Source organism: Thalassotalea litorea (genome assembly GCF_005843925.1).
Classification (GTDB): Bacteria; Pseudomonadota; Gammaproteobacteria; order Enterobacterales; family Alteromonadaceae; genus Thalassotalea_A; species Thalassotalea_A litorea_A.
Genome location: NZ_VCBC01000006.1, coordinates 24,918 through 45,097, shown reverse-complemented (window position 1 = coordinate 45,097; position 20,180 = coordinate 24,918). Strand labels below are relative to the sequence as shown.

Here is a 20,180-nt window from a genome sequence, read left to right as displayed (position 1 = left end):
TTCGGCTTTGGATTTATGATTCGGAACCACGTAAATCGGCTATTCTATCTTTTATGATATTGGTGTTTTTCTCATTCACCGCATACGATGTGATGAATTATTCCGATGTGGAAATTGAGCTGCAACCATATCAAATTCCGATTAAGAAGATTTTTGAGGCAAAGGCTATGGCATCAGCATATACCCAAAAGTTACACCCAGGTAGCACCTTTCCAACCATTTCCGTCTCGGTTCGTGGCGGTGAAACCAAAGCCCTTGGACAACCTGAAAACGGTCATGATTGGCAACTCGTCGTGGTGTATCGCGGCAGGCACTGTCCGTTATGTACCAAATATCTTAATCAACTGCAGACCTTCAAAGAAGATTTGGCGAAAACCGGTGTCGATATCATTGCCGTTTCCGGTGATAGCGAAGCACAACTTCGCGAACATATGTCACGGTTAGACGTGGACTTTCCGCTCGGATTTGGCTTGACTATCGAGCAGATGAAAACCTTGGGTACTTTTATCTCTGATCCGCGATCAGAGCAGGAAACCGATCATCCGTTTGCAGAACCTGCGCTGTATGTTGTCAATGAACAAGGTACAATTCAGGTCATCGATATTTCCAACAATCCATTCGTGCGTCCTGAACTTCAGGCTCTGGTTAATGGACTTACCTGGATCCGCAATCCAGACAACAACTACCCGATTCGAGGTATGCACGAATAATGACTCTACAAATCGATATTGTTTCCGATGTGGTATGTCCCTGGTGCGTGATTGGTTACGGTAGGTTGAAGCGAGCCATTGCTGAACTTCAACCTGCGGTAAACTTTTCCGTTACCTGGCACCCGTTCGAATTAAACCCAGATATGCCAGAGGAAGGTGAAAACCTGCGCGAGCATGTAGCGAAAAAATATGGCGCAACGCTTGAAGAAAGTATTAAAGCCAGAGCGATGTTAACGGAGCACGGCAAAGACGTAGGATTCAATTTCAACTATTTTGATGAGATGAAAATGCTTAACACGCTTAACTGCCATCAGTTGTTACATTGGGCGAAGGATTCTGGATTACAAAACCCGTTATCAGAAGCCTTATTCGAGCATTTTTTCTCCAATCGAGGTGACTTTTCCCAACGCCCTTTGCTTGAAGTTGTTAAAGCGGTTGGCTTAGATGCAGACGAAGCGAAAGCCGTTCTCAACACCAACCGTTTCACAGCAGATATCAGAGCGATTGAACAGCAGTGGCATCAACAAGGTATTCACAGCGTGCCTTTATTTATTTTCAATAATAAAAAAGCCCTGTCAGGTGCTCATGAAGTTGATACATTCAAACAACTAATTTTAGATCTACTGGCTAACTAGATCTTCAGTTTTATTATTTAAGATATTCAGATAGAGTATTTCAATCATATTCTATGTCTTGAAAACAAGGATTGTTTGAAATGAAAGATAAACAAAAAATCGCTCTATTCATTGATGCAGATAATGCCCCAGCAGCCAAAATCGAGGTTATCCTCTCCGAATTGGCATCTTATGGTGTTGTCAATATTCGTAAAGCATATGGCAACTGGAAAAGCTCAAATATAAAACCTTGGGAAGACGTCTTGCATGAGCACAGTATTCAACCCATTCAGCAATTTGATTTAACCAAAGGCAAAAACGCTACGGATATCGCACTAGTAATAGATGCCATGGATGTGCTTTACACTAAAGACGTTGATATTATTTGCTTGGTATCTTCTGATTGTGATTTTACCCCTCTGGCAACTCGAGCTCAGGCTGATGGAAAATTAGTAATAGGGTTTGGCGAACGAAAAACACCAGATGCATTTGTTAATGCCTGTTCCAAGTTTTTATTCTTAGATGAACCTGAAAATACCGAAAAAGTTATCACAACACCCACGAAAAACATAAAAAGTGATACTAAGTTAATAAATTTACTCCGCCAGGCTATTGAAGCTGTAGAAGAAGATGACGGCTGGGCTATGCTTGGGCCAATTGGCACCCATATCGCTAATCATGCCTCGTTTGACCAACGAAACTATGGATACAAAAAACTCAGTGACCTTTTTGCAGCCATCGATCTCTTCGAAATGAAAAAGACTAAAGGCTCAGTGTTCTGGATCAGAGATAAGAAACGGGCAAAACAAAATGGGCATGCATAAACATTGATGGAACTAATTGATCGTTGATTTTGTTTTGCGAGTTAAACCACCTGCCCGGCGGCCCAGCCGCTGGCCCACGCCCACTGGAAGTTATAGCCCCCTAACCAGCCGGTAACTTCGGTAACCTCGCCAATAAAATAAAGCCCTGGTGCTTTTTTCGCTTCCAGGGTTTTCGACGACAGGTCGTCGCTATCTACGCCGCCTAACGTTACCTCGGCAGTGCGATATCCTTCGGTGCCATTAGGTTTGATTTGCCATTGATGGAAATGGTTATGAATATCCTGGTATTCCTGGTGGGTCAATTGGTTGAGGTTTTTCTGTGGGATCTCGCCTGCAGCATCGAGCTTTTCAATCAAACGCTTAGGCAAGAGTTGTATCAAGGCATTTTTTAAACTGCGTTGGGGGTGCTTTTCCCGGATCGCACGCAGCGTTTCCTGTAACGACATTTCTGGCAACAAATTAATACTGACCCACTGTCCTGCCTGCCAATAAGAAGAGATTTGCAAAATCGCCGGACCCGATAGCCCTCGATGGGTAAATAAAATATTTTCCCGAAACATCTGTCCGGATTCACTGCTTACTTCACAATCCACACTAATCCCGGACAAACCGTCAAATCGGGTTTTATCCTGTTCATGCAAGGTAAATGGCACTAGAGCGGCACAGGTTGGTAAAACCTTAAGGCCAAATTGCTCTGCAATTTTATAACCAATCGGGCTTGCGCCCAGCTTGGGCATCGTCAACCCGCCAGAGGCAATCACTAAAGACTCACATTGATAGTCATCACCTGAAGTTGTTACCTGATAGCCACCGCCATCCAATGCTTCGACTTTCAGTACTTCCGATTGCATTTTGATGGTTACACCAGCCCAATCACATTCCGTTTTCAGCATATCGACAATATCGTGGGCAGAATCATCGCAAAACAATTGCCCGAGAGTTTTATGGTGGTACTCAATACCATGACGTTCAACCATTTCGATGAAATCGTATTGGGTATAGCGACTCAGCGCCGATTTTACAAAATGAGGATTGTGACAGAGGAAGTTTTCCGGGCTGGCATTTTGATTGGTGAAATTACACCGCCCGCCACCCGAGATAATGATTTTGCGGCCAGGCTTTTTGCCCATATCAACTACGGTAACGCTGCGACCACGATAGCCAGCATTGAGAGCGCACATAAGGCCAGCGGCGCCAGCGCCGATCACCAAAACATCAACCTTTTGAATGGTCAAATCAACCTCAGAAAAAATAATATCGTCAGAGAACAAATAAAGCCCTGCAAGCAGGGCTTTTTCAACAACAGATTCGGGTAAGCCCCAGTTAAGCTTAGCTTAAAATGCTTACCCTCAATAACTTAGCCTTCAGCAGGTGGCGTCACTGAAGTAGGGCCATTTTTGGCAAGTTCCGCTAAATCTTTATCAACGAAGAACAAGGCATGGCCATCATCACCAACTAGTTGGATTTTATCGATGATTGATTTAAATAAAGTTTCTTCTTCGTGCTGCTCGGCCACATACCATTGCAGGAAGTTAAATGTTGAATAGTCCTGATTGGTAAACGCAAAGTGTGCAAGCTCGTTAATTTTCTGAGTCACAAGACATTCATGTTCAAACGTCGCTTTGAACACTTCCACTAACGATTCAAACTCGTGTGGTGGCGCGTCGATGGTACCAAGGATAGGCAATGCACCGGTTTCACTGACGTAGTTGAACAGACGATTCATGTGCTGCATTTCTTCGATAGCATGCTTGCGCATAAACGCCGCAGCGCCTTCGAAACCTTTGTCTTCACACCATGCGCTCATTTGCAGGTACAAGTTAGAAGAATAAAATTCTAGATTGATTTGAGCATTTAACTGCTCAACCATTTGCGCTTTTAACATAGCTTTCTCTGCTCTTTTTCATTAATGACAACAGGGAAGTATCATACCAGCTCTTATAAGTAGTTGATCAATTCCAGAAAATTTTAATTGGCCACAAAAATGCCATCCGAATTGTTCATAGCTTTATAAGATTGGGAATAAGTCGCCCTACCCTTGAGATAGTGAGATCTTAACGCATTGGAATTTAAAACGGAATTGCTTTGGCTAACTTAGAATAAAGTCACAAATTAAATAATGATAAACCCAGAATAAATTCTGGGTTTATCATCAAGACTTACAACAACGCAAGCATAGTGTCAGCGTCACTGACCTCAAACTTACCCGGTTGCTCAACATTGATATGGGTTACTACACTATGATCCACAACCATGGCATAACGTTGAGAGCGCACGCCGCCAAAACTAGCGGTATCCATATCCAGCCCCAGAGACTTGGTAAAGGTTGCATCGCCATCGCCAAGCATCAGGATATTCTCTGCATTCTGACTTTTCCCCCAGGCACTCATAACAAATGCATCATTCACTGAAACGCAAATCACCCGGTCGACACCTTTAGCTTTAAATTTATCAAAATTGACCACATAGCCGGGCAAATGAGCTTCGGAGCAGGTCGGGGTAAAAGCACCAGGTACGGCAAAAATCACCACCTTTTTGTCTGCAAATAGATAATCTGTCGACAGGTTGTTCATGCCATCACTGGTGAGTTGCTGCAATTCTCCTGCAGGGATTTTGTCATTGACCTTGATCATAAAGACCTCATACGTTTATTGTTGCGCTAAAAATTATTAAGAAAATGTTAAAACAGCTAATACCAATCACATTAAATTATTGCTCTGAGTTGTGTACAAACTTAGTGTGATTGGTATAAGAGTATAGAGAAAGTAATGAGGGGAGGCGAATCAATTTCTGTGGTGATCTTAAGGGAAAATCCAGCCTTCCACTTTAAATCGTTATTCGCAATCACTCATTGGCTCTGTGTTAGACTCCTTTTAGAAAGCAAGCATCAAAATCGCCATCGAATGGGTAGGCAGAGGAAAATCCATGAAAGACATGACATCCGAAAAACGCATTGCGGTGCTAGTGGACGTGCAGAATATCTATTACACCTGCCAACAGGCCTTTAAACGTAATTTTAATTACAATGCATTGTGGGCCTTAATTTCTGCACAAGGAGATATCATCCATGCCAGTGCCTACGCTATCGATGCTGGGGATGAAAAACAACGGCAGTTTCAACGAATATTGCAGGCCATCGGCTTTGACGTAAAACTCAAACCTTATATTCAACGCCGTGACGGCTCGGCGAAGGGCGACTGGGATGTTGGCATCACGCTTGACGCTTTAGATTACGGAGAAGATTGTGACAGTATTGTTCTTCTTAGCGGCGACGGCGACTTCGATTTACTGGTGCAGAAGCTACAAACAAAATACCAGTGTCAGGTGGAAGTCATTGGCGTAGAAACGCTAACCGCCAATGCTTTATTGCAAAGCTGCGACCGATTTACCGCGATTAATGACACCTTGCTAATGCCTGGTTAATCACTAATCTTAGTTGCACCCAGACCAAAGATCACCAGAACACCCGCGCCCTTAAACCATAAATCATTGCCAGATTTTCATCAGGGTTGTTCGCAGGGTTTTTAATAACCTGAATATCCGGTGACAATTCAACCGAGCCAAATAGTTTCAGCAGATAAAACACTTCAAGGGTATATTGATCTTCGGTTGCGGTATCCGCCCAGTTCAAGGCCGCCCCAAGCGTATTGCCTTCGCCGCCAAGGCCATAATACGCAAAGCCCGTACTTAATGATTTATCAATGCCTAAAGTGCTGCCATTTTCAGCCCAGCTGGCACGAACAAATGGTAACCAGGCGCCAATCATTTTCGAAGCAGAAATATTAACCCCAGAATCCTCGGCCTGATTCATAAAAATGCTTTCGTCGGCATCCCAAAAAGTCACATGAACATTATCCAGAAAAATCTGCTCCTGAGAGGAAGTCCATCCGAATTCAATACTCTTAAAGTAATGACTTTCACTGAGCAGATCCGAGAAGGGATTTGTTGGATCGGATTCCATATCGGTGATGCCGGCAATGACAAACAAGCTATCGCTAAGCATGGTCGCACCGGCAACTCCGAGTGCAGCATCACCAGGTAGCGCTATGGTGCTATTACCGGTACTGAAGGCAAAATTTACGAACCCCGTCCAAGGGCTGGCGACCGCATACACGTCAAGGTAGTCGGTAGCATCGAGAAAACCCGCAACAATCGTCGATCTACCGTTATTTAATTTTTGCTTCCAATATAAATTGGTAACGCGGCCTTTTTGATCGGAAAATGGGGGCGCTTGCAGCCCCAGGCCGCCAACATTAAACTCTAAAAACCTCGGTTCTAAATCACTGTAACTGTGTCTATATTCCACTTTCCAGACAAAGCTCCCGGTATTGCTTGAATCATCACCAGCCAGATCCCAACTCCCATAGAACCGAAACATACCGCCGGCAGCGTTATCATCGGTGCCAGGTAAATTGTCACTGGTTCCTAAAGTGATCATGGAATAATCGAGCGCAAGATTGATCCCATCTTGCGATAATCGCTCTTTTAGAGGAAGACTACGATTTTTTTTATCCTGGGTAATGCGATTATCGACGGCATCGGTACTTCCAAATTTAACGCCTTTTGCTGCCTGAACAGAAGGCGTTTGCAGCATTAACACCACACTACTGCTGATTAATAAGCCGCGATGCCACTTAGTCGTTTGCATGACCATTCCTCAACCGACTCTTAATAATTTGCCCGTCTTTAATAATCACTTTGATGGTATCAATCGACTCGGGTGGCTGCGCATCATGCCACTGTTTATTTGCGCCAAGTAAGGATATATCGGCCAATGGATTACCGGCCACAATCAATAAATCCGCATAAGCCCCCTCCTCGACAACACCGAGTTTTCCAAGTTTATAAGGATTACGTCGATTGGTAAGTTGCATTAATTCACCACCTACCGAGGTGGCACTTTTTAGCGTTTCGAAGTTTCCGAAAATCCGCGCCCGCTCATACAGTTCGAACCGCCGTTGCTTCATCTGAGTATCAATGTCTCCTAGGGCGTCGGTAGCGAAGACCATTTTCGGCCGGTATTTTTTAACCAGTTTTACGAAATTTTTCGAATCGTTTTGAATTTCGATAATGCCTGCTTTGGCATAAGGAGGGTTAAATGGACTGTCCCGTAATTCTTTCGACAAGCCGTTCATTTGCATCGCCACAAACACGCCTTTATTGACGACCTTTTTCATTGTCAATTCGTCAATGGCCGGGGCATGTTCAATGCTCATGCCACCCGCATCAATAAACCGATTAATCTGATCCGGGTAAAATACATGCGCCGTAACATAGGTGTCCCAGTCTTTTGCCGCATTCACAATCGCTTTAATTTCTTCGGGGCGAAACTGTAAACTATCGATGGGATCAAATTCACTACCATTGCCACCACCTGCCATAATTTTTATTTGCGTGGCTCCATTGCGAAGATTGTTGCGGGTGGCAGCAAGCACCTGGGGGACACCATCGGCGATATAGTAATACCCCAACCGCTGCATGGTTTCATCAATTGCGCCATCAAGATACGGGTGTCTGTCGCTGCGTTCACGCATATCACCATGCCCGGATGTTTGTGAAATAAATGCCCCCGATGGATAAATACGCGGACCAGGAACGATACCGGCATCGATACTGCGCTTGAGACCCATTGTTGGCCCCCCAACATCTCGAATGGTTGTAAATCCATCTAACAGCCAAGACTTCGCCATCGCCGCCTGACGGACACCGATATCAACCCAATCATAATGATGTTTGAGGTTGGGCAAACTATCGACAATCGCGAGGTGGCCGTGGGATTCAATAAGACCCGGCATTAAGGTAAAGCCCTGGCCATTTATCTTTAACGCATCGCCTTGATAGGGAATTTTTTTATCGGAGATTTTTTTGATTAACTGATTAACAATTAACACATGGTAATTGGCTTTAATGGCATCTTTTTTGCCATCGAATATATTAACGTTTTCGATCAGGATCGCGGTATCAGGAAACTCGGCTTGTTGACCAAACCCAGGAAATGAACAGAAACAACCGATCAAAACGACAGAGCCAATCAGATGTTTTGCTAAGCAATGCGCCTGTTTTGATACCCAATTAAAATAATGGAAAAATCTTTTTATCATAAGTATTAACACCACAGAAACGGACGTTTTGGCATCGAAACAGATATTGCCAACCCATTAAGATTAGTAAAAGTTGACATTAATTGGAGATAAAATTTGAAAAGCGACCAGCTTATGCCAAAATTTTAGTATCTAATTCATTCACTTAACTTGGTGCCGTGTGCTTAAATTCGCGACAACCAGCGCTGAGCAGTTATGGGCCTTTACCGGAAACATGCATTTGTTTGGCATTGATGTGAGTCATTACATACATCAATGTGAGCTCCCCGACCGTCTCCTTTTCAAGGGCGACATGAAAATTTCGACGCATCTCGTATATCGGTTTTTAGATCATGTGGCGACATCAGAATCCTGCCCAGATCTCGGTTGGCAAACGGGGTTGAAGAGCGGCTATACCGGGCTTCGGGGTTTGGCTTCAAGAGCCCTGCAAGAACAAACGCTGAAACAATGTTTAAAGCTCATTCCCAGGCTCACCTACACTGGCGCCTCACATGCCGATTTTTTTATGCTAACCCGACACGACAAAGTTGAATTTTGCCATATCGGTGGCGTTGTCCGGGATTACCCAGGGTATTATCACGTAGAAAGCTATCTGGTGATGGTTATACTCGATATCATTCACCAATATGTCCCCGCAAGTTTTACGCCATCAATTATTCGCTTGAGAAGTCCTGAACCAAAGGATTGGGATAGACAATTGCAAAGCCTAATGGACAACCAAGATTCCGTTGGACAATTTCATAAGTTCAATTTAAATAAAGAGCTGATTTCTTTCGGCAATCCTCACACAACGATTGAATTTTCAAATCAATATTTAAATTGTCAACGTCGCCGCAAGCTCGTGACTATTAGCGCCATTCAGGACTCTGCTAGTACCGATATTCGCTTGCCGGAAACGTCCCCCTCGGCTGATGCTTCTGAGCCAAGCAACACCCGTTTATCGGTTTCCTCCACCCTCGATGCGCCAATTTGCCGAAAATCCTACCCTGAACTTGCCAATTTAATCGATATTTTATTACCCTATTTTGGTCAGCAAATGCCAAGTCTCAATAGCGTTGCGATTATGGGCCACATCAGTCCGAGAAATTTACAACGTGCACTAAAGAGTCAAAATTTAACGCTGACCTTGTTGATCCAGCAACTGCGTCAGGAACTCGCTGTAAAATTACTGATGCAAGGACAGTCTGTACAAGACATCGCCCGCCGGCTTGGTTACCAGCACAGCACCCATTTTATTCGAACGTTCAAGCAGCTGTGCGGAATAACACCCAAGCAATTCCAAAAAAACCCTCAACAACAATTACCCACAATCACGCAGGTAACCCAATCGATAATGAGTCACAACCCGCTCTAACCGACATTACCGGCATAAATTGACCACTTCACGACCGCGCTCCATCGCGATTATTGGACATTTTTTCTATCGTTTATAAACTTTCTAGGTAATGTTCAGTAACCGTTAGGAGTAACGTATATGGCCTTATTTCCTCTGAAAAAAGCCTTTTTACTCATATCGATGGCATTCACATCGATTTTTTTAGCATCTAACTTAGCCTACTCAGCAACACCACCAAGCGATTCCACAAGCTCAGAAGAAGAGCCTGAACCGCTTATCTTAATTACCAACGTCAACATTTTTGATGGCTTCAGCCCAACGTTAATCAAAGGAAAAAGTGTGTTGATACAAGGGAACCATATCATCAAGGTTGACGATGATATTGATGAAGAAGAGTCAAAAGGTGCCAAAGTCATCGATGGTGAGGGACGCACCCTGACGCCAGGACTAATCGATATGCATTCTCACGTCACATTTATGGCACCAGAGGGGACGAATACCTTTACTTACGAATGGGATTTTGGCGCGGCAGGGGCAATGGCAGCGCAATCTCTACGTGATGATTACTTATTAAAAGGCATTACATCGGCGCGCGATATCGCCGGCAACTCGCGTGGCATTGCCAATGCAATTCAAATAGGTGCTCTTATGGGCCCTCGCCTATACACTTCAGGTGGTGTTCTTTCCCACACAGGTGGTCATGGTGACTGGGGCGCCAAAAACGATGCTGAACCGAATGATTATGGAGCACTCATTCAACAGTCATATATTGTTGATGGCCGTGAAGATGTTATCCGCGCTGCAAGACGAAACTTTCGTGGCGGAGCGGATTTTATCAAAATTATGGCCGGCGGCGGCGTGGCCAGTATTTTTGATCCATTGGAAATTCTTGGGGCAACTAAAGAAGAGTTAGAAGCTGCGGTTGAAATTTCCAGTGATTACGGCACGTATGTCGCAGTGCACGCCTATCATGACGACTCATACAACCGCGCATTAGATGCCGGAGTTCGCTCTTTTGAGCATGGTTTTTTGGTCAGTGAAGAGACTGTCGAGCGAATGGCCGATATGATCGATGATGGCGATGAAATCGTTTGGAGCTTCCAGTGTTTTATGAGTGTCAATACGTTTGGCAGCTACGAATCAATGCCGGATTTTTTCACCCATGAACAAAAACTCAAAGGTGTCGCGGTTGGTGAAGGCGCCCGAAAAGTTGCCGAGATGATGAAAAAACATGAAGTATTTACCATCGGCGGAGCAGACATGTTTAGCTCCCCTTACAAGGGTATGATCAAAGAAGACATTACCTGTAATGTTGATGCCGGGTATACGCCAGCAGAAGCGTTAAAACACTGGACCGGTAACGCCGGTATTGTGCTGAAATGGTCAGGACCACTCGATCCATACCCGACTTATGAAATTGGCACGATTAAAGAAAATGCCTTTGCAGATATTTTATTATGGGACGGTAACCCCCTAGAGGACATCAAACTGATTCTCGATGAGGATAAATTAGATTTGATTATGAAAGATGGTGTTATCTATAAACAAGAGCTCAAATAACCTGACTCCGATAATCCCTGATTCAACTCGTCAAAGGGCGTCCGCAATGATGCATTAAACCTTAGGGATGCCCTTTTTCACATAGACATCAAAACGATTCTTCTTCATTTTAATCGTGGTGGATGGCGCAACGCCCGCAAGTGGCTCGGCATAATTGGGTCGTTTCACCACAACCCGATATTGTGCAATTGCCCGCGCTTTTTCTAATAAATCATCGGCATCCGGATCTTCGCCTACCAAAGACTGAAACACCCGCATTTCTTTTTTCACTTGTGCGGATTTCTCTCGGTGCGGGTACATAGGGTCGAGATAAACAACATCGATTTCTCGTAACGCTTGCGGCAGTTTTTCAATATTCATCGCCTCAAGGGAAGATGCATGAATCATCTGCATCCTATCTTGCACCCAAGGGCCAATTTCCGAATCTTGTTTGGCGCGCTCAAGCCCATCATTGAGTAATGCTGCAACCGGTGTTTGTCGCTCAATCATGGTCACCTTACAGCCAAGTCCGGCCAACAAAAACGCATCCCTTCCTAAACCAGCGGTTGCATCCAAAACGTTTGGAGAAAAACCATGTTTAAGGCCAATTGCCTTGGCAATATCCTGCCCTCGGCCGCCGCCAAACTTGCGTCGATGCCCGACCGCACCACTGACAAAATCAACGACAATACCGCCCAGTTTTGGCTCGTCAGTTTTGTGTAATTCAAGCTGATTGTCGGTCGCTAACAGATAAAACGGCGACTTTACTTTACGAATGTCTCTAAGTTCACCACCATAGGGCAATGCCCAGGTTTCGCTAACCTGCTCGGCTTGCATAATATTGCTAAACGTCTCGGCAAAGACCAAACACTTAGGGTTATCAATCGTCGTCAAAAGGGATCCATTGCTTAACAGGCTAAAGTCAGATTATAAGCCAACTTGAATTGAATTATCACCGCAGCTGTAGGAAATGAGTCGGCTTAGCGTTTGCAAGCTGTAACCTGACTCCTGTTGCCACTCATTAAAGCAACGCTGAATCGTATTCAGGCTGGATTTTGTGGTTAGGCCACCATCAATCAATTTATGCTCACGAAAATAACTCTCGACATCACGGCTGAGCAAAAATGTGTCCTTACCTAAGGCGCGCAGCGCGTATGGCCCGGTATTCCCACCAAGGCGCTGGCCATGTTTTTTCAGGTATGCCCACAAGCCAATAATATCGTCTTCTGGCCACGCCGAAATAAACTCAGCGAAACTCTCGTAGCCGTTGTCCTCAACCTGCACATCGTAAATCATTTGCGCATTGGCCTTAATGGTCTGCACCTTTTTAAAATTGCGGATGATTTTCGGGTCCTGGGCTTTTTTTTCCAGCATCTCTTCACTCATCATCATGATTTTAAAAATATCGAACTGAAAAAAGTGCTCTTCAAAGTCAGGCCATTTTTGTTCAACCACACGCCAGACAAAGCCCGACTGAAATACCTTCTTGGTGAAATGGGCTAAAAACCTATCGTCGCCAAGCTGGGCCAACTCCTGATTATTTGCGGCCTCGGTATGATACGGCGTAAGGAGAAGTGATAAGTTCCCTTCTCCTCCCTTACGATCTTCCGCCCGTTGATAGATACTGCTTAATTTTTCCATATCGGTTCCGGTTTGGTGAATTTCAGATCAGCGTTAAGCACCAATTCCCGAATGGCGCAGCAGGGCATCGACCTGTGGTTCACGACCACGGAACGCTTTGAATAACTCCATCGGTTCGGCGCTACCGCCCTTCTCGAGTACACACGTTAAGAATTCCAGCCCGGTTTCGCGATTAAAGACGCCATCTTCTTCGAATCGGGAATAGGCATCACTGGATAACACTTCCGCCCATTTATATGAGTAATAACCTGCCGCATAGCCGCCAGCAAATATGTGACCAAAGCTATGTTGAAAGCGATTGAATTCCGGCGCTTCCACAACCGCATACTGTTTGCGAACCTGATTCAATATCGATTGTATTTGGTCGCCCTTGGCTGGGTCATATTGGGCATGGATTTTAAAATCAAACAGGCTGAATTCCAGCTGCCTTAACATTTGCATGGCGGATTGAAAGTTCTTCGCCGCCAGCATTTTGTCGAGCATTTCCTGAGGTAACGATTCACCCGTTTGATGATGTGAAGACAAGAAGGCTAACGCTTGCGGTTCCCAACACCAGTTTTCCAAAAACTGGCTTGGCAGTTCGACCGCATCCCAAGGCACACCATTAATACCCGCAACACCTGCAGCATTAATTTGAGTCAGCATATGATGCAGGCCATGACCGAACTCATGGAAAAGTGTAACGACTTCATCATGGGTAAACAGAGCCGGATTATCGCCGACTGGCTTGGTGAAGTTACAGGTAAGAAACGCCACGGGAAGTTGTATTGAACCGTCGCTTAATTCACGTCGCCCTACACAATCTGCCATCCAGGCACCACCGCGTTTTTTCTCGCGTGCATATAAATCCAGATAGAAACTACCACGCAAACCGCCATCTTTATCGAATACGTCATAAAAGCTGATATCTTTATGCCAGACATCGACATTTTCCCGTGGAGTAATGGTTAACCCATACAGGCGATTCACCACTTCAAACAAGCCACTGACGACTTTATCTTCTGGAAAGTATGGACGGAGATCTTCATCGGAAATCGCATACTTTTGCTGTTTCAGTTTTTCTGAATAATAAGCAAGATCCCAAGGTTGCAATTGTTCTTTACCAAACTGCTCTTTAGCAAACGCTTTAAGCTGCGCCAGATCATCACTCCCTTGCGCCTTCGAGCGAGTCGCTAAATCTTCCAGAAATGAAACAACCTGCTCGTTAGATTCCGCCATTTTCGTTGCTAACGATTTTTGCGCGTAGTTCTCAAAACCCAATAGCTGAGCCACTTCATGACGTAGCTCCAGGGTTTGAGCCATAATTTTTGAATTATCGAATTCCCCACCATTTGGACCCAATTCTGAGGCTCGGGTGACATAAGCGCGATATAACTGTTCGCGCAGAGCCGGATTATCCGCGTACATCATAACTGGTAAGTAACTTGGAATGTCTAATGTAAAAATCCACCCGGATTTTTCTTGAGCTTTCGCTAATTCAGCGGCACCCGCCTTGGCGTTTTCTGGCAGACCGGATAACTCACTTTCCTCGGTAACATTTACCGAAAATGCCTGAGTGGCATCCAATAAATGATTGCTAAACTGCGAAGATAATTCTGATAAGCGTGTCTGGATTTCACCGTAGCGTTGCTGTTGCTCTGCCGGTAATCCAATACCTGAGAGTTTAAAATCTCTTAATGCATTGTTTATCACTTTTTGCTGTGCAACATTGAGGTGATTGAATTCATCACTTTTGGCGAATGCTTCATAGGCCTGATACAAACCAAGGTGTTGGCCAACCCAAGTACCATATTCTGACAACATAGATAAACAAGCATCATGGGCTTCGCGAATTTCATCCGTGCTGGCAACCGAATTTAAATGAGAGACTCCGGACCAGATTTTTTCCAGAACATCATCAACCGCTTCAATATCAGCCACCAGGGTTTGCCAGGTATATGGGCCGCGGGTAGCCACCACCGCATCAATCGCCTGCTTTGAATCCACGATTGCTTTTTCGACCGCGGGTTTTATGTGTTCCGGCTTAATAAGTGAAAAGGCGGGTAAATCGTGATTCGCCAATAGAGGATTTGCTGATAAAGATTCGGTATTTTCCGTAGTCATAGTCGCTCTTGTTGATTCTGGAATTAGACAGGTAGTAGCTAATTAATATGTGCTAAAGCGCAGAGTTTCAAGAGCAGGCGGATATTAATTCGCGGTTCTGTGCCGATTACACCTTAGCCAAGCCCTTTAATTTAAATCAATTTTTGCGTTGCCACTATGGAACCGACCAGGCTCTTGCTCTGATATAAAGTAAAATAAGTTGAAAACCAGACAATTAGACACAATGATTAACACAGTTGCGAATTTCGGAGTACACCAATGAGTAAGCATTTTGACTATATCGCCATCGGGGCAGGAAGCGGCGGTATCGCCTCGGTAAACAGAGCTGCCATGTATGGCAAAAAATGTGCTCTGATTGAAGCCAAAGCACTAGGTGGCACTTGCGTCAATGTTGGTTGCGTTCCCAAAAAAGTCATGTGGTATGCCGGCCAAATTGCCGATGCTGTCCATTTAAGCCAGGATTATGGCTTCGATTTATCCGCCGGCCCGTTAAACTGGAGCAAGCTGGTTGAAAGTCGCGAAGCCTACATTTCCCGTATCCATAACTCGTATGACACGGTGCTTAGCAGAAATAACGTTGAAGTGATCAATGGCTTTGGTCGTTTTGTCGATAACAATACGGTTGAAGTAAATGGTGAGCATTACACCGCTGATCATATTCTCATCGCCACCGGTGGCCGCCCTTCGATTCCGGATATCCCAGGGGCCGAACATGGTATCACCTCCGATGGATTTTTTTCGTTAACGGAGCAACCGAAAAGAGTCGCAGTCGTCGGTGCTGGCTATATTGCAGTAGAAATTGCCGGGGTACTTAATGCTTTGGGCAGTGAAACTCATTTGCTGGTCCGCAAACACAAGCCGTTGCGCGATTTTGATGATCTGATGAGCGACACGTTAGTAGAGATCATGGCGCAGGAAGGACCACAACTGCAAACGGGTGCGACTCCGAAAGCCGTCGTGAAAAACCAAGATGGCTCACTTACCTTGCAGCTGGAAAATGGTAAAGAATTTAACGTCGATAGTGTTATTTGGGCCATTGGACGTGAACCGGCAACGGACAACATAGGTCTTGAGAATGCCGGTATCGAAGCAAATGAGAAAGGATATATCGAGACGGATAAATACCAAAATACCGATATCAATAATATCTATGCGGTCGGCGATAATACCGGACGGGCACAGCTTACCCCGGTCGCGGTTGCCGCTGGTCGTCGTTTGTCAGAGCGATTATTCAATAACAAAACCGACGAGCATCTGGACTATTCATTGATCCCCACCGTTGTATTCAGCCACCCTACCATTGGCACGATAGGCTTAACGGAACAGCAAGCCAAAGAACAGTTCGGCGAAGACGATATCAAAATATACACTTCGCAGTTTACTTCGATGTACACCGCAGTTACCCAACATCGTCAGCCTTGCCGCATGAAACTTATTTGCCAGGGTGTAAACGAAAAAATTGTGGGTATGCATTGTATCGGCTTAGGAAGTGACGAAATGCTGCAAGGATTTGCCGTGGCGGTAAAAATGGGTGCAACCAAAGCAGACTTTGACAATACTGTCGCGATCCACCCAACCGCAGCAGAAGAATTTGTCACGATGCGCTAAACACCTACAAAGCGATTATTGATACAAAGGCGCTGTTTTATTATTAAGCTAGGCGGTCAACATTTATGCCAGCAAAAGGCGAATAAAATTGTTCGCCTTTTTTCGTCCCCTTCCGCTACCGCTACATTTTTATTTCAAAGCTACTTTTATATGAAATCCAGCAATTTAGTGGGGTACAGAGGCGGCAAATTTCATCGTCTGAAATTTCTTTAAAAAAATGTAAAAAAGGCATGTTTTTTTGAAAAACTTTCTGATAGTATCTTTCACGGTTGTACAAAAAAGCGTCATCCTGCCGTATCTTCTGATGCTTAAAAAGCAAGCGAAATGGAATTTTTATCCACATCTATTTAACCAATAATAATAAATAGAAACGGTTCTACCCTTATTGCGCTGCCCACTAAAATCAACACTTACAGCTTCGTTACACTAATTCATTTGATTTTTGAATTGGTGGTACAGTTAATTGTTCAACAGACTTATCCACAACATTTGTTGCCCAAACATAGTGCAAAAACGGCGCAAATCATCTTGATTTTGTGTGAAAAATTACCACAGAAACCGATTCTTTCATTTTTAACGTCGTTTGCTCGGTGTACAATACAAACGCCGTTATCGGTGGTCTAAATTGCTCGCTTGTGGCATTCTTAGAAGCATCAATTTCGTATTGCACTAAATACCCATGACACAATCATCTCCTTATATCTTAGTGGACGGCTCGTCCTATCTATTCCGGGCTTACCATGTCCCTTATTTGCAAGCATTGTCGACCGCAGATGGTCACCCTACTGGGGCGATCACTGGCGTCCTGAATATGCTCAGAAGCCTGAACAAAGATTACCCTGATGGCAAGGTGATTATGGTATTTGATGCTAAGGGAAAAACCTTTCGCAACGATTTGTATCCAGAATACAAGGCGAATCGCCCGCCGATGCCGGACGACTTGCGCTGTCAAATTGCACCATTGCACAACATAATCCGCGCTATGGGTTATCCGATGTTGGTCATTGAAGGCGTAGAGGCGGATGATGTCATTGGCACCTTGGCTGAGCAAGCAAGCGCACAAGGTTTAGAAACGGTGATTTCCACCGGTGATAAAGACATGGCGCAACTCGTAACGGAACACGTCACCCTGATTAATACCATGACGAATGTAACCATGGATGTTGATGGGGTCGTTGAGAAATTCGGAGTTCGCCCCGATCAAATTATCGATTATCTCGCTTTGATGGGAGATAAAGTCGATAACATTCCCGGGGTACAGAAATGCGGACCTAAAACCGCGGTAAAATGGTTAACGGAATATGAAACACTAGACGGCGTTGTCGCCAATGCTGACAAGATCAAAGGCAAGATCGGTGAAAACCTTAGAGCTGCGGTTGAGCAACTGCCATTATCCTATGAACTTGCCACCATAAAAACCGACGTTGAATTAGAGAAAAACCTTGCCGATATTGAAGCAAGTGAACCTGACACGGAAACGTTGCGATCGCTATATGAAGAGTTTGAACTTAAGCGATTACTTGCCGATTTAAATGCCGGTTCGGTTCCAGCGACTCAAGAAGACGCGGCGACCGCGAATGATGCAGAAGAATTAACACCATTAAACCAAGATATTCCCAGTAATTACCAAATCATTTATCGCGAAGATGAACTAGATGAGTGGATTGTAAAGCTGATAAAAAGCGGTTGCTTTGCCTTTGATACCGAGACCACTTCATTAAATTACATGCAAGCCAAACTCGTCGGGTTGTCCTTTGCAATAGAGCCTGGCGAAGCAGCATATTTGCCCATTGGTCATGACTACGATGATGCGCCAGAACAACTCAGCCTTGAATTGGTGTTGAGTAAATTTAAACCTTTGCTTGAAGACGAGACGCTGTTAAAAATTGGCCAAAATCTAAAATACGATGCCAATGTATTGAATAACTACGATATTACCTTAGCAGGCATTGGCTTTGATACTATGCTCGAATCATACTGTTTTAACAGTGTTGCGACTCGTCATAATATGGATGCACTGGCGGAGAAATATCTGGATTACAAGACGGTTCATTTTGAAGATATCGCCGGTAAGGGCGTAAAACAGATGACTTTCAATCAAATTGATATCGATAAGGCCGGTCACTATGCCGCCGAAGATGCGGATATCACTTTAAGGTTACATCAGGTGTTGTGGCCCAAACTGGAAAAAAGCGAAAAGCAATGCTCAGTCTTTACTGATATTGAACTGCCACTATTACCCGTGCTTGCCCGAATGGAGCAACATGGCGTACTAATTGATGCCGACCTGCTAAATGAGCAAAGCCAGTATATCGCAACACGTCTCGATGAAATCGAAGTCGCAGCCCATAATATCGCCGGTAAGAGCTTCAATTTAAGTTCGCCTAAACAACTACAGACGATACTGTTTGAAGAGCAACAAATCCCGGTCATTAAAAAGACACCTAAAGGTGCACCATCGACAGCAGAAGAAGTATTGCAGGAACTGGCACTTGATTACCCGTTACCGAAATTGATTCTTGAACACCGCGGATTAGCAAAACTTAAATCAACATACACAGATAAGTTACCACTGATGATCGATGGCCAGTCTGGACGGGTACATACTTCTTACCATCAGGCTGTAACCGCGACTGGTCGCTTGTCGTCTACGGATCCAAACTTGCAAAACATTCCTATTCGCTCCGAAGAAGGGAAAAAAATTCGTCAGGCATTTGTCGCACCCGACAATCACAAAATAGTCGCCATCGATTACTCGCAAATTGAATTACGCATCATGGCGCACTTATCCAATGATCCGGGTCTGTTAAATGCTTTTGCCCAGGGCCGTGATATCCATCAGGCGACTGCGGCAGAAATCTTCAATATTGAGCTTGATGACGTCACCAATGATCACCGGCGCAGTGCCAAGGCGATTAATTTCGGCCTGATTTATGGGATGTCAGCTTTTGGCCTATCCAAACAGCTGGGAATTCCAAGAGGCCGAGCTCAGGATTACATGGATAAATACTTTGAACGCTATCCAGGTGTCTTAACCTATATGGAAGAGACACGACAGCTTGCCAATGAACAGGGCTATGTTGAGACTCTCTACGGACGCCGGTTATTCTTGCCAGAAATAAAATCTCGTAACGGCGCTCGTAAAAAGGCAGCGGAACGCGCGGCTATCAATGCGCCAATGCAAGGTACGGCTGCGGATATCATTAAAAAGGCAATGCTCGCCGTGGATGCGTGGCTAACCGTCGAGAATGATCCTCGAGTTAAAATGACAATGCAGGTTCATGATGAATTAATTTTTGAAATTCATGAAGATATTGTAGATGAAGTAACCAAAAAGCTGGTTCAGATTATGAATGATGCCGTCGAATTAAAGGTACCATTAATTGCTGAATTTGGCATTGGCGATAATTGGCAGCAGGCGCATTAATACCAAGCCATATTAATTAGTGATCATTCAGCAAATGTTCCAAAGGGTATATTTCATAATTTAGTTCACCTATCAACATGGATTGGTATAACTCAAAAAATGAAAAATTAGATCAAAAGTGAAATAAAATTACATAAATAACTGGTTTTTAATGGTTAAATAACGAACAAACACGAATAAACCGATTAAAATTACAAAAAACCACTAAAAAATGTAATTTATTTTAGAGTAAAGACTTTACAAACTAGAGTCGCTACTCTAAACTACAATCATTCCT

16 protein-coding genes are annotated in these 20,180 nt (G+C 44.3%); 8 read left to right on the top strand and 8 right to left on the bottom strand.

The genetic code is table 11. From position 1 onward, the window contains the following. The first annotated feature begins 167 nt into the window (after positions 1–167). The 3 genes from FE810_RS07125 to FE810_RS07115 all read left to right on the top strand — a co-directional run bounded on the left by FE810_RS07125 (position 168) and on the right by FE810_RS07115 (position 2,148). The gene (locus tag FE810_RS07125; RefSeq protein ID WP_138319352.1) at positions 168–710 is read left to right on the top strand and encodes a redoxin domain-containing protein; all 543 of its coding nucleotides are present in this window, start codon (positions 168–170) and stop codon (positions 708–710) included. After that, positions 710–1,345, top strand: coding sequence for a DsbA family oxidoreductase (locus FE810_RS07120; protein ID WP_138319351.1), 636 nt, complete (start codon positions 710–712; stop codon positions 1,343–1,345). The genes FE810_RS07125 and FE810_RS07120 overlap by 1 nt, the downstream gene beginning before the upstream one ends. Before the next feature lie 80 nt (positions 1,346–1,425). Next, positions 1,426–2,148: an NYN domain-containing protein gene (locus FE810_RS07115; protein ID WP_138319350.1), complete on the top strand. Its 723-nt coding sequence runs from the start codon at positions 1,426–1,428 to the stop codon at positions 2,146–2,148. Between the two features lie 41 nt (positions 2,149–2,189). On the opposite strand, the gene FE810_RS07110 is transcribed toward FE810_RS07115, so the two are convergent. The 3 genes from FE810_RS07110 to FE810_RS07100 all read right to left on the bottom strand — a co-directional run bounded on the left by FE810_RS07110 (position 2,190) and on the right by FE810_RS07100 (position 4,781). Then, positions 2,190–3,377, bottom strand: coding sequence for a BaiN/RdsA family NAD(P)/FAD-dependent oxidoreductase (locus tag FE810_RS07110; protein ID WP_138319511.1), 1,188 nt, complete (start codon positions 3,375–3,377; stop codon positions 2,190–2,192). 128 nt (positions 3,378–3,505) lie between these two features. Next, positions 3,506–4,033 (bottom strand): non-heme ferritin, encoded by a 528-nt coding sequence (gene ftnA / locus FE810_RS07105; protein WP_138319349.1) that lies wholly within the window; start codon positions 4,031–4,033, stop codon positions 3,506–3,508. Positions 4,034–4,307: 274 nt separating this feature from the next. After that, a complete protein-coding gene (locus FE810_RS07100) occupies positions 4,308–4,781 on the bottom strand; it encodes a peroxiredoxin (protein WP_138319348.1) in 474 nt (157 codons plus the stop codon). Between the two features lie 292 nt (positions 4,782–5,073). On the opposite strand from FE810_RS07100, the gene FE810_RS07095 reads away from it, so the two are divergent. After that, positions 5,074–5,571, top strand: coding sequence for an NYN domain-containing protein (locus tag FE810_RS07095; protein WP_212744483.1), 498 nt, complete (start codon positions 5,074–5,076; stop codon positions 5,569–5,571). Positions 5,572–5,602: 31 nt separating this feature from the next. Here the strand turns inward: FE810_RS07095 and FE810_RS07090 are convergent, their stop codons facing one another. Both FE810_RS07090 and FE810_RS07085 read right to left on the bottom strand, forming a co-directional pair. Further along, positions 5,603–6,796 carry a carbohydrate porin gene (locus FE810_RS07090; protein WP_246036961.1) on the bottom strand — a complete coding sequence of 398 codons (1,194 nt, stop codon included), beginning with the start codon at positions 6,794–6,796 and terminating at the stop codon, positions 5,603–5,605. Beyond that, positions 6,783–8,249, bottom strand: coding sequence for a metal-dependent hydrolase family protein (locus FE810_RS07085; protein ID WP_138319347.1), 1,467 nt, complete (start codon positions 8,247–8,249; stop codon positions 6,783–6,785). Before FE810_RS07085 ends, FE810_RS07090 begins: the two co-directional genes overlap by 14 nt. Before the next feature lie 214 nt (positions 8,250–8,463). Between FE810_RS07085 and FE810_RS07080 the strand changes: the two genes are divergently transcribed. Both FE810_RS07080 and FE810_RS07075 read left to right on the top strand, forming a co-directional pair. Further along, a complete protein-coding gene (locus FE810_RS07080) occupies positions 8,464–9,603 on the top strand; it encodes an AraC family transcriptional regulator (protein ID WP_370738925.1) in 1,140 nt (379 codons plus the stop codon). A 120-nt stretch (positions 9,604–9,723) separates the two neighbouring features. Next, positions 9,724–11,145, top strand: coding sequence for an amidohydrolase family protein (locus FE810_RS07075; RefSeq protein WP_138319345.1), 1,422 nt, complete (start codon positions 9,724–9,726; stop codon positions 11,143–11,145). 54 nt (positions 11,146–11,199) lie between these two features. Here FE810_RS07075 and FE810_RS07070 read toward each other — a convergent pair whose 3' ends face one another. The 3 genes from FE810_RS07070 to prlC form a co-directional block, all read right to left on the bottom strand. After that, positions 11,200–11,961, bottom strand: a complete 762-nt coding sequence (locus tag FE810_RS07070; protein ID WP_138319508.1) for a class I SAM-dependent methyltransferase — start codon at positions 11,959–11,961, stop codon at positions 11,200–11,202. Positions 11,962–12,051: 90 nt separating this feature from the next. Then, positions 12,052–12,765 carry a DNA-3-methyladenine glycosylase I gene (locus FE810_RS07065; RefSeq protein ID WP_138319344.1) on the bottom strand — a complete coding sequence of 238 codons (714 nt, stop codon included), beginning with the start codon at positions 12,763–12,765 and terminating at the stop codon, positions 12,052–12,054. Positions 12,766–12,798: 33 nt separating this feature from the next. Beyond that, positions 12,799–14,868: an oligopeptidase A gene (gene prlC / locus FE810_RS07060; protein WP_138319343.1), complete on the bottom strand. Its 2,070-nt coding sequence runs from the start codon at positions 14,866–14,868 to the stop codon at positions 12,799–12,801. A 258-nt stretch (positions 14,869–15,126) separates the two neighbouring features. On the opposite strand from prlC, the gene gorA reads away from it, so the two are divergent. Both gorA and polA read left to right on the top strand, forming a co-directional pair. After that, complete coding sequence (gene gorA / locus FE810_RS07055; RefSeq protein WP_138319342.1) at positions 15,127–16,476, top strand: glutathione-disulfide reductase; 1,350 nt, start codon at positions 15,127–15,129, stop codon at positions 16,474–16,476. Between the two features lie 673 nt (positions 16,477–17,149). After that, positions 17,150–19,903, top strand: a complete 2,754-nt coding sequence (polA, locus tag FE810_RS07050; RefSeq protein WP_370738924.1) for a DNA polymerase I — start codon at positions 17,150–17,152, stop codon at positions 19,901–19,903. The last annotated feature ends 277 nt before the right edge of the window (positions 19,904–20,180 follow it).

Bases quoted from the DNA above. Each gene is read 5' to 3' on its own strand.
- FE810_RS07075 (WP_138319345.1), top strand. From the start codon at position 9,724: ATGGCCTTATTTCCTCTGAAAAAAGCCTTTTTACTCATATCGATGGCA.
- FE810_RS07120 (WP_138319351.1), top strand. From the start codon at position 710: ATGACTCTACAAATCGATATTGTTTCCGATGTGGTATGTCCCTGGTGC.
- FE810_RS07085 (WP_138319347.1), bottom strand. From the start codon at position 8,249: ATGATAAAAAGATTTTTCCATTATTTTAATTGGGTATCAAAACAGGCG.
- FE810_RS07070 (WP_138319508.1), bottom strand. From the start codon at position 11,961: ATGCAAGCCGAGCAGGTTAGCGAAACCTGGGCATTGCCCTATGGTGGT.
- FE810_RS07065 (WP_138319344.1), bottom strand. From the start codon at position 12,765: ATGGAAAAATTAAGCAGTATCTATCAACGGGCGGAAGATCGTAAGGGA.
- FE810_RS07125 (WP_138319352.1), top strand. From the start codon at position 168: ATGGCATCAGCATATACCCAAAAGTTACACCCAGGTAGCACCTTTCCA.
- FE810_RS07095 (WP_212744483.1), top strand. From the start codon at position 5,074: ATGAAAGACATGACATCCGAAAAACGCATTGCGGTGCTAGTGGACGTG.
- FE810_RS07115 (WP_138319350.1), top strand. From the start codon at position 1,426: ATGAAAGATAAACAAAAAATCGCTCTATTCATTGATGCAGATAATGCC.
- FE810_RS07100 (WP_138319348.1), bottom strand. From the start codon at position 4,781: ATGATCAAGGTCAATGACAAAATCCCTGCAGGAGAATTGCAGCAACTC.
- prlC (WP_138319343.1), bottom strand. From the start codon at position 14,868: ATGACTACGGAAAATACCGAATCTTTATCAGCAAATCCTCTATTGGCG.
- ftnA (WP_138319349.1), bottom strand. From the start codon at position 4,033: ATGTTAAAAGCGCAAATGGTTGAGCAGTTAAATGCTCAAATCAATCTA.
- gorA (WP_138319342.1), top strand. From the start codon at position 15,127: ATGAGTAAGCATTTTGACTATATCGCCATCGGGGCAGGAAGCGGCGGT.
- FE810_RS07090 (WP_246036961.1), bottom strand. From the start codon at position 6,796: ATGCAAACGACTAAGTGGCATCGCGGCTTATTAATCAGCAGTAGTGTG.
- FE810_RS07080 (WP_370738925.1), top strand. From the start codon at position 8,464: ATGCATTTGTTTGGCATTGATGTGAGTCATTACATACATCAATGTGAG.